We start from the raw sequence: 13,416 nt of genomic DNA on the forward strand, positions 1-13,416 counted from the left end.
ATGAGAACATTATATATATTACAAGGAAGAAGTTTTTTTTCAGAACTAGTTAAGAGATTTTACGAAGGAGGCCCATTATTCATGTCGTTAATATTGATATGTCTTTTAGTCGCCATATTCTTTTTAATTAGAGGATTTCTAAGCTTAAATAAGGATGGAGGAGTATCTAAAAAAATGTCTGCTCTGGCATCCGATGCAAGCTTATTAGGATTGGTGTTGGGGTTTTTAGGATCCATGATAGGTCTTATTACTGCCTTCGATATTGTAGAAGCTACGGATATAATATCTACGCCCAGATTAGCAGGAGGACTAAAGGTTTCTTTTTTAACTACAGTGTTTGGTAGTATTACTTTTGTTTTAATAAGAATAGGTATTATTATATTAAAAATATTTCAGAAATCTTAATACATTTTTACAAAGTATATTTAAGTCCCTTTTCAAATAAATGAAAAGGGACTTTTTCTATTAAGATTTCCTTTTTAAACGTTTTTTTATTAAAAAGAAAATTAAAACCCCAATAATAATCAATGGCCATATATGGATCATACCAATAACTATAGATTCTATAAAATCCCAACCAAAAGAGATACCCTCTTTAGATTTAGACCAAAATGTTTTGTTATAAGCGGTAGGCTCTTCTTTGTATACAACAGTTTCATACAAATCAATTTGAATGGTACTATAAGAGACCTTATTGGTTAGATATTTAAGTCTTCCTTGAGCTACTTCAATCTCTTCTTGTATAACTCTTAATTTGTCCTCAGTTGCTAAAATATCTTCAACAGTAATAGCATTTTTGCGTAAAATAGATTCATAACGCTGTTTTACTTCCAACTTTGTTTTAAGACGCGTTTCTATGTCAATATATTCTTCAGTAACATCTTGTGTGGTAATGTTTTCATAATCAATAAACTCAACAAAAGAACCAATGGAATCCATCATAGAATCAAAATATTGTTCAGGTACTTTAAGAGTAAACCGATTCTCTTTTTTGTATAGATTATTATCAAACCTTAAATCAGAAATATAAGCACCGTATTTGTATGCCATACGTTTAATTTGATTAGTAGCTTTTTTTACATCCTTAACTTTATATTTGGCATTAGCAGATTTAATTATTTTTAAATGTTTCGGAATTGCATTTGTTGATGCATCTTGTTTTAAAACAAAATCATAGTCGTCATCATTAACAGATTCAAAATCTTCATTTATTTCAACATTTGAAACAGGAACACTTTCTTTATACTTAGAAGATTGGTTACAAGCGAAAAATGAAACAAGGATTAAATTAACTGCTAAAATTTTTAATACTGTTTTTAATTGATTTGCTTTCATAATTTTATATTTTTAATAATTATATGAGCAAACATATGGAGCAATCAAAGCAACGAATTGTAAAGCCATTGTAAAAGGTTTGTAATCTGTTTTACAATTTGTAATTAATTTATAATCAGTAGTTTTTCGTTTGATTAAACAAGACCTTTATTACTTCAATCTTTTAAAAAAGAAAGTAGCAACTACTTTTTTAAAAAGTAATCATGCGCCAGATTTAATTGAAAAATGGAAAGGAGAAGACATTGTTTCATTTCAAGAAGACTTATTTGTTAAAGTAAAAGCAAAGGTTAGTGAAAAGTGGTTCTATACTTATTTTAAAAATAATACTGAAAAATTACCGAGAATTGACATGCTTAATTTACTAAGTGAGTATGTTGGTTTGAAGGATTGGAATACATTTAAAGCTACTCATAAAAACAAAGAACCCTTTTCTTTAAATAAAAGAAAATCTTTGTATTGGCTGTTGTTGCTAATTCCTGTACTTGTTTTTTTTGTGTTTGGTATGAATTCTAAAAATCAATTTCATTTTTGCTTTGTAGATGCTATTAAAAATGAGCCTATAACTAAAACGCCATTAGATATTAAGATTTTACAAGATGAAGAATCGCCTTTATATTTTAAAACGGATAGTTTGGGGTGTTTTAATTATGAGACTAAAGAAACTCGTATTAGGTTTGTAGTGCAATCTCCATATCATAAAACAGATACAATAGTTAGGTCTATCGACTCCAATTCCAACCAAACAGTTAAACTTATTACAGATGATTATGCTTTAATGTTACATTATTATTCTAACGGAAATGTAAAAGACTGGAAGAAACATAAACAACAACTTGATAAACTTATAGCAAATGATGCTCAGATATATCAATTATTTAATGATAACATAGGGGTTGAAATATTTACCAAAGAAGATTTTATTAGGTTTATCACAATACCTACCCGTAACTTAGGAAGAGTTGAAATTTTAGACAAAACATTGGAACACGGAAAGATTGTTAAACTTAAATTTATTGTGAAATGAAGAAACTGATCTATATAATATGTATTCTGATTTTTATTTCATGTAAAAATGAAGTTAATAAGGTCTCTGAAATTCCCGCTTTTGAAGAAGAAGATGCCGAAGTCTATCGATCTGATGATAATTTTGTAATGAATAGGTATCAAATTTTGTCAACTCAAAAACTTCAGGAGTATTTTGATTTAATTAAACTTAAAGAAAAACATCCGGAATTTAAAGATGATATTTTAATACAACTTAGAAAGCTATCAAATGATTCGATTCCAAATTATGCAGGAGATTTTTCTATAGAAAACATTCGTCAAGTAGGAGAGGTTGAGACTATTTCTGATTCTGTACAAAAAATAAAACTAGTTTATAATGTTGTATCAGACGCTTATAAAAGTAATGACTCCATTTTAGCAACCATTTCTTCAAAAACCATTTTTATAGATGATACAGCTACCATTTCTAATAAAGTTGTGTTTTCTGGATTATAGGAGTAATGTTTTTTTATAAATTATTGATTTTAAATTTAAAAATATAATTTTGTTTATGATCAGATGTCAAACGAATTTATATCTGATCATAATGTAACCCCAACCAAACCCCAAATGAAATATTACATCTACTTGCCAGTATTAATTATTCTTATCATTTCCTGTAATAATGATAAAAAAGGCCATGAAATTAATACCAATAATAACAAAACTTCGGAGCAAATCCAGAAAGAGAATGATTTGCCTAAAAAAGAATCTCAAGTAGAAAAATCAATAGAATCAAATACTTCAAGCATAAATAAGGATTCAGAAGCAATACTAATAATTAGAAAGCGGTTTAACGATATTAACGCTTCTATTTCAAGCTTCACAAAAAAAGAAAGTAAAGATATAAGTGTTAGCAAGGATATGAATCCTGAAAACTATGCTTTTGAAAGTGAAAGTATATATAGAATGGCTATGGCAAACCTAGATCGATTCTATCAAGGAGATGATTTAAAAAAATCAATTGTAAGTTTTCAAGGAGATAAAGCAGATTTAGTTTCAGAATATTATTATTGGAATAATAAGCTATTCTTTGTATTCAAAACGAAAACTGTATATCAAAACCCTAAGTGGTCCGAAGACTTTAAAGAATCTGACAAAGAGAAGATCGAAAACAGATTTTATTTTGAAAATGATAAATTGATTAGATGGATCGATCAAGATAAAAATCAAATAGATCTGAATAAAGAAGAAGCAAAGAACACGGAGAAAGAAACCTTGAGTGATTCACAATTGTATAGAGATTTAAAATAACAACTATCGAAAACAACTGCAAACTGCCACTGAAAACTGAACACTAAAAACTACTTCCTCTTATTCCGTTTATTATAATTCTTATCGCCTCTCGTTTTAGGTTTTTTATATTTAGCAGCAATTTTAAATTTATAAGAACCTCCTAAATTTTCTTTGGAATTTTTTTCAGACTTTTCATGAAACGCTGGGCCTGGAGCATCTTCATCTTTTCGTTTTGTAGGGTTGTTACGCTCTTTTATTTGTGGACGTTCTTCTTCAATTAATTCTGTAGAAACTTCTACAATAGGAGGGATTTCCAAAAGCGGGATTTCCATATTCATTAAAGATTCAATATCTTCAATAGACTCTTGTTCAGTTTTAGTAGAAAAAACGATTGATTTACCTTCACGTTCTGCACGTCCCGTTCTACCTATACGATGCATGTAATTCTCGGGGTATAAAGGCGTATCAAAATTGATAACATGAGACACGTTATCAATATCCAACCCACGCGCCATCACATCTGTGGCAATTAAAATACGGTTCTCGCCATTTCTAAATTGTTCAATACTTCGTAGTCTGTAATTTTGGGTTTTATTAGAATGAATCACACACAATTCGTCATGAAATATGGTATCTAGTTTTTCAAACAAACGATCTGCCATGCGTTTAAAGGCAACAAAGACTAAAACTTTATTAAAGGTTTCGGTGTCATTTAGTAAATGCGTTAATAAATTGACCTTAGTATAAAAATTAGGAACATTATAACGTGTTTGTGAAATGTTTTCAAGAGGTGTACCAGAAACAGCTATAGAAACACGCTCTGGACTTTTAAAGAAATCACTAATTAAAGTATCAACATCTTGCGTCATAGTCGCCGAAAACATAATGTTTTGTCTACGTGTAGGCAGGATGTCAAAAATATTAATCAATTGATGTCTAAACCCTAAATCGAGCATCACATCAACTTCATCAATAACCAATTTCTGAATAGATTTAAGTTGTAAAACCCTGCTTAAAGCTAGGTCGTATAACCTTCCGGGTGTGGCTACCAAAATATCTATACCTTCTGCAACCGCTTGTTTCTGTGTATTAATATTGGTTCCTCCGTAAACTCCTAAAATACGATTGTTCGTGTATTTAGAAAGCTTTTCTATTTCATCTACTACCTGTACAACCAGTTCTCGTGTAGGAACCAAAACTAAAACTCTGGGGTTTTCTTGAGTAGAATATTTTAAATTTTTAATAATTGGTAACATGTAGGCAAAAGTCTTACCAGTACCAGTTTGCGCAATACCGACCATGTCTTTACCAGAACTAACAACATTAAATGCTTGTTCCTGTATGGGCGTTGGGGTTGTAAAACCCAAATCGTCTAACGCGTTATAAAGTGGTGTGTTTAAATTTAAATCCTGAAAACTCAAAATGATATTATTTAATCGGCAAAGTTAAGCCTAATAAATTTATAAATGACTGTTATGTATTTCAATACTATAAGACGCTTTAAATGTTTGTTGCGACATCAAAGTTAAAATACCTTCTTTTTCTTTTAAATTCTGATTCGTATTTTCACTATCAGCAATACCAAGCCATGGTTCGATACATACATAATCACCATCCAGTTTTGCCCAAATGCCTAAATAAGGAAAATCTTTATAGCTAACTGTAAGAATAGCACCCTGCGATTTACTCTTTAAAGTAACTTTTTTAGATTTTAAATCTTTAAAAATAAGGGCATCTTCATTAAATAAGTCATGTCTCAATTCTAATATGTTAGAGTTATTAAAAATAGGTTTCGTTTTATTTGAAATAAGACCATTTCTCATGTTTATTAAATGTGTTTCAGAGTTTTCTGTGTGTTCAAATTCTAAGAAGTAATCATCATAGGCTTCATCATTATACACAGGACATTTGAATGCAGGATGACCACCTAATGAAAAATACATGATGGTATCATCCAGGTTATTAATAGTATGTGTCATGGTTATTATATTATCTATAAGTTTATAGGTAATAAGAAACTCAAACTTAAAAGGGTATATTTTTAATGAATCTTCGTCATAACTTAATTTAAAAGTTAAAGAATTCTCGCCTTGTTTATGTACTATTAGTTTATCATTGTTTCTTACAAGACCGTGTTTAGGTAGCTTATAAGTTTTATTTTCAATATGGTAAGAGCCGTCTTTTAATGCGCCAATAATAGGGAATAGGTTAGGGGCGTAACTTCCCCAAACCTTGGGGTTTGCATTCCACATAAAGTCAATATCATTTTTAATCGAAGTGATTTTACATAATTCTGCACCTGTTTTTTTAACAGCTATTTTTAATTTTTCGTTTTCTAAAGCGAACATGAAAATGGAATATTTTAAGTAATCAAATTGTTTAGACTGCAAAACTTATAATTTTTTAAGGATTCTAACTAACTTTACACATTAAATTTTATTCTTGAGGGCAACACAAATTCACAATTTAGAAAATGCTGAACAATTCAAAAATCAATTATTGATTTGGAGTCAGCAATTTGACGATGTTGTTTGGTTAGATTCTAACAACTACAAACAAAATCATTCCAACTACGAAGCAGTCTTGGCGGTAGATGCTTTTACAAGTATTCAAACGGGATTTGAAGGGAGTTTTGACATGTTAAAAGAATATCAGTCCAATGTAAATGATTGGATTTTTGGATATTTAACCTACGATTTAAAAAATGATGTTGAAGATTTAAACTCTAAAAATTTTGATAGTTTAGAATTTCCGGATTTGTACTTTTTTCAACCTAAAAAGTTGTTTCTGTTTAAAGGGAATCAGGTTGAAATACAATATTTAAACTGTGTCGATGATGAATTAGAAGAGGATTTAAAAAATATATGTCATTGCGAGGAGGTACGACGTGGCAATCTTTCAAATGAAGAAAAACAAGTAAAAATAAAACTCCGTATACATAAAGATCAGTACTTCGAAAAAGTAAACAAGATGCTTGCTCATATTCATAGAGGCGATATATATGAAGCTAATTTTTGCCAAGAGTTTTATGCAGAAAATACTAATATTGATCCATTGGAAACCTACTTGAAACTTAACAGTATATCAAAACCTCCTTTTGCAACATTTTTAAAATTTGGAGATAAATATCTATTATCGGCATCTCCAGAACGGTATTTGAAAAAAGATGGTGACACCATTATTTCTCAACCTATAAAAGGAACTGCGAAACGTTCTGCGGATATGGAAGAAGATGAAGCACTAAAAGAAGCTTTATCACAGGACACAAAAGAACGTAGTGAAAATATAATGATTGTTGATCTGGTGCGTAACGATCTATCTAAAACAGCTATAAAAGGTAGTGTAGAAGTAGAAGAATTAACCAAGGTATACACGTTTGATCAAGTACATCAAATGATTTCTACGGTCACCTCAAAGGTTGAAGAAACAACAAATCCAGTCGATGTTATTAAAAGTACATTTCCGATGGGAAGTATGACGGGGGCTCCTAAAATTTCAGCCATGCGTATTATTGAAGATTTAGAAGAAACGAAACGTGGATTATATTCTGGTTCTGTAGGCTATTTTTCTCCCACGGGCGATTTTGACTTCAATGTCGTTATTAGAAGCATTCTTTATAACGAAACAAAAAACTACGTGTCATACTCTGTAGGAGGTGCTATAACAGCAAAAAGTGATCCTTTAAAAGAATATGAAGAGTGTTTGGTAAAAGCAAAGGCGATGCGGCACGTATTAGAAAATTAGCTTAAATACTTTTAAAAGCCTCCATAACTAATTTTATTACACGCTCAACACGTTTAGTTTCAATATTTTTAACTTCAGCAATCTCATCGTAGGTAAGTCTGCCAAAAATAAAAAGATCGACTATATCTGATACTTTAATTGGTAATAATGTGTAAAATTTACCTAATAGATTTTTATTGTGTATTGCGGATAAATCTTCAATTTCTAAAGCATTTATTATAGAAGAATTGTTGTCATCATATAAAAATAGATGTTTGTGCTTATCATCTTGTTTATACGAGATATCATCTAACTCTTCATTCATAATAAAATCGAAACCGTCATCAACAGTAAAATTTTCTTCTAAATTATCTAGCTCTTCCTCTAAAATATAGTTTGTACTCACCGTATCTTTGTGAAAGGCTTCTTTTTTAAAAAGGGTATCCAAATCGGTATCAATAATTTTAAATAGCTTAATTTTTATAGCAGTGGTATCAATATCTATATCATATCCATTTTCATAAAACTTGGCAATACCTTCATCAATAAAATCATTAGAAGTGTACATGTTTTTGGGAATAACACCTATTGATTCGGCAATATATAATCTGTGTTTTATATAAGCTTGTAAATGCTGTGTTACTGAAACCACCTTCTTATTAAAAGCGGTTTGAGCCGCTTTATCGTTTAATTTTTCAAGAGTACACATGATAAATAGTTTTATAATTTATACTTTAAAGTTACAAAACCTACACTTTTGGTATATGATTTATGTCATTTGATTAAAGAATTAAGATACGTATTTAAATAGGCAAAGTTGTATATTTGAAAACATGCTAAATCAACTAAAAAAACATATTGATAATCGTCTTGATTTTTTAAATAAAAATAGACTTCTTATTGCTATTTCTGGAGGTGTAGATAGTGTTGTATTAACGCATTTATGCCACCAATTAAATTTAGACATCTCTTTAGCGCATTGTAATTTTAATCTTAGAGGAAAAGAAAGTGATGATGATGAGAAGTTTGTATTGCAACTAGCAGATGATCTAAATATAGAGGCTTTTACTGAAAGTTTTAATACAGAAGGATATGCTAGTGAACACAAAATATCAATTCAAATGTCTGCCAGAGAATTACGTTATTATTGGTTTGATGAGTTGGCACTACAATTAGGGTTTGATTATATCCTTACAGCACATCATGCAGATGATAATTTAGAAACCTTTCTAATTAATTTTTCCAGAGGCACAGGGTTAGATGGTTTAACAGGAATTCCAGAAATTAATAACAAGTTTGTGCGACCATTATTGCCATTCTCTAGAGAACATGTTATTGATTATGCAAAGGCTAACAATTTGAAGTGGCGCGTAGACAGCAGTAATGAATCCACTAAATATTTACGTAATAAATTAAGGCATGAAGTGATTCCTATTTTAAAAGAAATAAACCCTAGTTTGCTACAAAGCTATCAAGGTACGATTAATAATTTAAGTGATAGTGGAGATATCATTGAAGATACTATGGAGTTGTTTTTAAATGATGCCATTGATGTTATTGAGGATAATAAAATAACTTTTAAAATATCTGAATTTAAAAAACAAAATAACCCAAAAGCATATTTATTTGAAGTGTTTAAAGATTACGGGTTTACAGAATGGAATGATGTTGTTAATTTATTAGAGACCCAGTCTGGCAAATATGTGGTGTCTAACACGCATAGATTGATAAAACATAGAGATACTTTGCTTTTAAGCGAGCTTTTTTTAGAAGTGCAAGAAGACATTCTCATTTTAGATATAAATCAAGAAATTGAAACGCCTTTTGGCCTTTTAACATTTTCAAAAACTAATGGTGTTTCATTAAATGATACAACAACTATTTATGTTGACGAATCGCTTCTAAAGTTTCCTTTAGTAGTAAGACCTTGGAAAATAGGAGACGTGTTTTTTCCATTCGGTATGAAAGGAAAAAAGAAAGTAAGTAAATATTTTAAAGACGAAAAATTATCATTGTTAGATAAAGAAAGTTCTTTATTACTCTGCTCAGGCAATACTATTGTTTGGGTCATTAATAGAAGAGCAGATAATAGATTTAGAGTCACCGAGAACACAGAAAATATTATTAAAATAGAACTAAAATAGAACTAAAATAATGTTGTCATGCTGAGCATAGTCAAGGCATCTAACCAATTCATAATTTGAAAATACAAGGACACATAGTAGACATACAAAACAAGCGTATTTATAAAGGGGAAATTACTTTTGAAAATGGAAACATTATATCTATTCAAGAAAAAGAGCACGATGTAAACCATTATATACTGCCAGGTTTTATAGATGCACATATCCATATAGAAAGTTCTATGTTAGTACCTAGTGAATTTGCAAGGTTAGCTGTGAAACATGGTACAGTTGCAACGGTTTCAGATCCTCATGAAATAGCGAATGTATTGGGGGTTGAAGGTGTAGAATTTATGATTAGTAATGGTAAGAAAGTGCCTTTCAAGTTCAATTTTGGAGCACCTTCTTGCGTACCAGCGACTAATTTTGAATCGGCAGGCGCTGTTATAAATTCAGAAGCTATTAAAACACTTCTTGAAAATCCAGATATTAAGTATCTAGCAGAAATGATGAATTATCCAGGTGTGTTGTTTGATGATGACGAAGTCTTAAAAAAAATAGCATGGGCAAAACATTACAATAAACCGGTAGATGGTCATGCACCTGGTTTAAGAGGCGATGACGTTACAAAATATATTAATGCTGGGATTTCTACAGATCACGAATGTTTTACTTATGAAGAAGCCTTAGAAAAGCTAGAAAAAGGTATGAAAATTCTAATCAGAGAAGGAAGTGCCGCCAAAAACTTTGAAGCCTTAATAGATTTGCTCCCAGCACATTTTGAAAATATGATGTTTTGTAGTGATGATAAGCATCCAGATGATCTGTTACTACACCATATTAACAATTTATGCGCCAGAGCTGTAGCAAAAGGAATAGATGTTTTTAAAGTTTTAAAAGTAGCCTGTATTAACCCTGTAAAACATTATAATTTAGATGTTGGTTTACTTCAAGAAGGGGAATATGCAGATTTTATTGTTGTAGAAGATTTAACCAATTTTAAAACCGTTCAAACTTATATAAACGGCGAACTAGTTTTCGATAAAGACACCTCCTTAATACAGCCGGTAACTTTTAAGAATCTTAACAACTTTAATTGTAACAAAAAGGACGTATCAGATTTTAGATTTGAATCATCAACAAAACAAATTCGTGTAATAGAAGCCTTAGAAGGACAGTTGGTCACAAACGAACTTATTGTAAATGCTACCATTTTAAATGGAAATTTGGTTTCTAATACTGAAAACGACATCCTTAAAATGGCCGTTGTTAATAGATATCAAAATCAAAAACCGGCCATTGCTTTTATTAAAAATTTCGGATTAAAAGAAGGCGCTATTGCATCCTCTGTTGGTCATGATTCCCATAATATTATTGTTGTAGGGGTTAGTGATGAAGCCATTTATAAAGCTGTTAATTTGCTTATTGAGAATAAAGGAGGTATTTGTGCTGTTTCAAATTCCGAAGAAAAAACAGTACCACTCCCTGTAGCTGGTATTATGAGTGATAAAGATGGAGAAACCATAGGGAAGCAATACGCAGAATTAGACGCTATGGCAAAAGACTTAGGTAGTCATCTTTACGCACCTTATATGACCTTATCATTTATGGCTTTATTAGTCATTCCTTCATTAAAACTAAGTGATAAAGGACTATTCAATGGTACCGATTTTAAATTTACTTCTTTAGAAGTTTAAAATATATAGTAAGCAGTAAACAGTGTTCAGTGATCAGTAACAGTAGGCAGTTCTTGGAGTGTTCAATTAGTGTTATTAAGTTATTAATAAAATATTGCAAATGATACGAAAATCCACAGATGAAAAAACATCTTTTACTGAACACTGAACACTGAACACTGAACACTGAACACTGAACACTGAACACTGAACACTGAACACTGAACACTGAACACTGAACACTGAACACTAAATTATGCCAGTAATAGATTCAAAGTACAAACCTGCTTTCCTTTTTAAAAACGGATTCGTTTCAACCGTGTATTCTGGTTTGGTAAGACGGATTAAAGATTTAGAACAAGAACGCGAACGCATAATATTGTTTGATGGTGATTTTATCGATTTAGATTGGAGTTTTTCAAAAGCAAAAACAAAGAAGCTCGTTATTCTATTGCATGGGTTAGAAGGAAATGGGCAGCGACCTTATATGACAGGCCCAGCGAAACTATTTAATAATAATGATGTTGATGCTGTTTGTGTAAATCTTAGAGGCTGTAGTGGAGAAGATAATTTAAAATACCGCAGTTATCATTCTGGCGCCACCGAAGATTTAGAAGCTATTATTACACATATTATTTCAGAAAAAGACTATTCAGAAATTTATTTAAGTGGAATCAGCTTAGGTGCTAATATGATTTTAAAATATTTGGGAGAAAGAGACATCGTACCCAATGAAATAAAAGCAGCAATGACAGCTTCAGTACCTTGTTATTTGTATGGTTCGGCTAAAGCATTACATACTTTTAAAAATAAACTGTATCACGATCGATTTTTAAAGTATTTAGTGAATCGTTTAAAAACGAAGCAGCAAAACTTTAAAGATGATTTAAGCATTGAAGACATTGCGTCTATAAAAACATTATTCGACTTCGATACTATTTATACATCCAAAGCACATGGTTTTAAAGACGCACTAGATTACTATGAAAAATGCAGCTGTTTACAATTTCTTCCAAATATTAAGGTTCCAACTTTAGTTATTAATGCTTTAAACGATTCATTTTTATCACCAGAATGTTATCCTGTAAAAGAGGCAAAAAACAATCCCAATCTTCATTTAGAAATGCCACAACATGGCGGACACGTTGGATTTGTGGATAAAAAAAATGTTTATTATAATGAAAAAAGAGCTTTAGAGTTTGTTAAAGAAATATCATAAAACTTCTTCTATAATGTGTTTTTCAGTGGTATCCTTATCAAAATAATATTCAGCACTTTCTTTAGAAATACTTGGTTTGAATTCTGGATGGTCATAATATTTCCATAGTATATCTTTTCTATGTTCTATGGCTTCTAGTTTTTTTCTGGAAATAAATGATTGCAAATAGTATGATGTCTCTTTATATCGACCTTGCCACACCGTTCTTTCTATCAATCGAATATAGCGATGGTTTTTTCTTATATAAAGATGATACACAGCTATGACACTAAAAATAATAACCCCATGTATACCCAAATACCCAAATAAAAACATATTGGAAGGCACAAACAACACTAATAACCTAAGATAAATGATGATTAAAACTATTCCAAGTAACATTCCAGGAACTATTAATTCTGATATATGAAAGTTGTTTTTCTCTAAGAATTTATCACGAAATCTAGGTTTATGTATTGACTTTTTAATTTGAGAAATTACGGTTTCACCTCCCTTATTTTCAATCGTTTTTCGATCAAAAAATGCTTCAGCCTCTTTTTTATGAGAATCACTATAAAATGACTCCACATCTTTCCATTTTACATTTTTGTTATAGATTATTTTTTCCAGTTTTTTGTATGAAATACATGATTGAACGACATAATATACATGATCTTCATTTTGACCGCTCTGTTCTGTTCTTTTTATGATTCGATAATAGCGGTGATAAAACGTGTTATGAATTTTAAATAGGATCATCATAACTACTACAGATGCGCCTAAAATATATAAGGACAAATGAATTGTTAAAAATATTACTAGTAAACCAAAAGCAATAATTAAAAACATGAGCATCGCAAGCAGGAATATGCCCGTATCTTGTCTATGACTACGAATGGTATTATCATATCTATAGGGCTTGTGTAATGATTTTCGAACTTGGGACGTTTCTTTCATTTTTGTTTTATATAATTTAGACTATTCTTTCTGTATGACTATAAATAATGGCATTGTCATATCTATAGGGTTTGTGTCTTGAAGATTTCTTTCACTCTTTTAGAAGCATGTATTTAATCTATTG

The 13,416-nt window shown here is 30.5% G+C and carries 13 protein-coding genes; 8 read left to right on the top strand and 5 right to left on the bottom strand.

Features of this window, described 5'->3' with window-relative positions; translation table 11 throughout:
• Positions 1-405 (top strand): MotA/TolQ/ExbB proton channel family protein, encoded by a 405-nt coding sequence (locus Q4Q39_RS04345; protein WP_303281142.1) that lies wholly within the window; start codon positions 1-3, stop codon positions 403-405.
• Between the two features lie 60 nt (positions 406-465).
• On the opposite strand, the gene Q4Q39_RS04350 is transcribed toward Q4Q39_RS04345, so the two are convergent.
• Positions 466-1,335 carry a DUF4349 domain-containing protein gene (locus tag Q4Q39_RS04350; RefSeq protein ID WP_303281143.1) on the bottom strand — a complete coding sequence of 290 codons (870 nt, stop codon included), beginning with the start codon at positions 1,333-1,335 and terminating at the stop codon, positions 466-468.
• A 130-nt stretch (positions 1,336-1,465) separates the two neighbouring features.
• Between Q4Q39_RS04350 and Q4Q39_RS04355 the strand changes: the two genes are divergently transcribed.
• The 3 genes from Q4Q39_RS04355 (at position 1,466) to Q4Q39_RS04365 (ending at position 3,633) form a co-directional block, all read left to right on the top strand.
• Positions 1,466-2,359, top strand: coding sequence for a hypothetical protein (locus Q4Q39_RS04355; RefSeq protein ID WP_303281144.1), 894 nt, complete (start codon positions 1,466-1,468; stop codon positions 2,357-2,359).
• Positions 2,356-2,835, top strand: a complete 480-nt coding sequence (locus tag Q4Q39_RS04360; RefSeq protein ID WP_303281145.1) for a hypothetical protein — start codon at positions 2,356-2,358, stop codon at positions 2,833-2,835. The genes Q4Q39_RS04355 and Q4Q39_RS04360 overlap by 4 nt, the downstream gene beginning before the upstream one ends.
• 114 nt (positions 2,836-2,949) lie before the next feature.
• On the top strand, positions 2,950-3,633 hold the full coding sequence (locus Q4Q39_RS04365) for a hypothetical protein (protein WP_303281147.1): 684 nt from the start codon (positions 2,950-2,952) through the stop codon (positions 3,631-3,633).
• A gap of 50 nt (positions 3,634-3,683) precedes the next feature.
• On the opposite strand, the gene Q4Q39_RS04370 is transcribed toward Q4Q39_RS04365, so the two are convergent.
• Both Q4Q39_RS04370 and Q4Q39_RS04375 read right to left on the bottom strand, forming a co-directional pair.
• The gene (locus Q4Q39_RS04370; RefSeq protein WP_303281148.1) at positions 3,684-5,036 is read right to left on the bottom strand and encodes a DEAD/DEAH box helicase; all 1,353 of its coding nucleotides are present in this window, start codon (positions 5,034-5,036) and stop codon (positions 3,684-3,686) included.
• A gap of 39 nt (positions 5,037-5,075) precedes the next feature.
• Entirely contained in the window at positions 5,076-6,005 is a 930-nt protein-coding gene (locus Q4Q39_RS04375) for an aldose 1-epimerase family protein (RefSeq protein WP_345075784.1), read from the bottom strand.
• A 52-nt stretch (positions 6,006-6,057) separates the two neighbouring features.
• Here Q4Q39_RS04375 and pabB point away from each other — a divergent pair, with 52 nt between their 5' ends.
• A complete protein-coding gene (gene pabB, locus Q4Q39_RS04380) occupies positions 6,058-7,359 on the top strand; it encodes an aminodeoxychorismate synthase component I (protein ID WP_303281149.1) in 1,302 nt (433 codons plus the stop codon).
• A gap of 1 nt (position 7,360) precedes the next feature.
• Here pabB and Q4Q39_RS04385 read toward each other — a convergent pair whose 3' ends face one another.
• Positions 7,361-8,047 (bottom strand): hypothetical protein, encoded by a 687-nt coding sequence (locus Q4Q39_RS04385; protein ID WP_303281151.1) that lies wholly within the window; start codon positions 8,045-8,047, stop codon positions 7,361-7,363.
• Positions 8,048-8,171: 124 nt separating this feature from the next.
• Between Q4Q39_RS04385 and tilS the strand changes: the two genes are divergently transcribed.
• From tilS to Q4Q39_RS04400, 3 genes are all read left to right on the top strand, one after another.
• Positions 8,172-9,482: a tRNA lysidine(34) synthetase TilS gene (gene tilS, locus Q4Q39_RS04390; RefSeq protein WP_303281152.1), complete on the top strand. Its 1,311-nt coding sequence runs from the start codon at positions 8,172-8,174 to the stop codon at positions 9,480-9,482.
• Between the two features lie 56 nt (positions 9,483-9,538).
• Complete coding sequence (ade, locus tag Q4Q39_RS04395) at positions 9,539-11,158, top strand: adenine deaminase (protein ID WP_303281153.1); 1,620 nt, start codon at positions 9,539-9,541, stop codon at positions 11,156-11,158.
• 235 nt (positions 11,159-11,393) lie between these two features.
• Positions 11,394-12,356: a YheT family hydrolase gene (locus Q4Q39_RS04400; RefSeq protein WP_303281154.1), complete on the top strand. Its 963-nt coding sequence runs from the start codon at positions 11,394-11,396 to the stop codon at positions 12,354-12,356.
• On the opposite strand, the gene Q4Q39_RS04405 is transcribed toward Q4Q39_RS04400, so the two are convergent.
• Complete coding sequence (locus Q4Q39_RS04405) at positions 12,351-13,292, bottom strand: hypothetical protein (RefSeq protein ID WP_303281155.1); 942 nt, start codon at positions 13,290-13,292, stop codon at positions 12,351-12,353. The two genes, Q4Q39_RS04400 and Q4Q39_RS04405, sit on opposite strands and share 6 nt — an antisense overlap.
• Between the last annotated feature and the right edge of the window lie 124 nt (positions 13,293-13,416).

The sequence above is a fragment of the Flavivirga amylovorans genome (assembly GCF_030540875.1).
Lineage (GTDB): Bacteria > Bacteroidota > Bacteroidia > Flavobacteriales > Flavobacteriaceae > Flavivirga > Flavivirga amylovorans.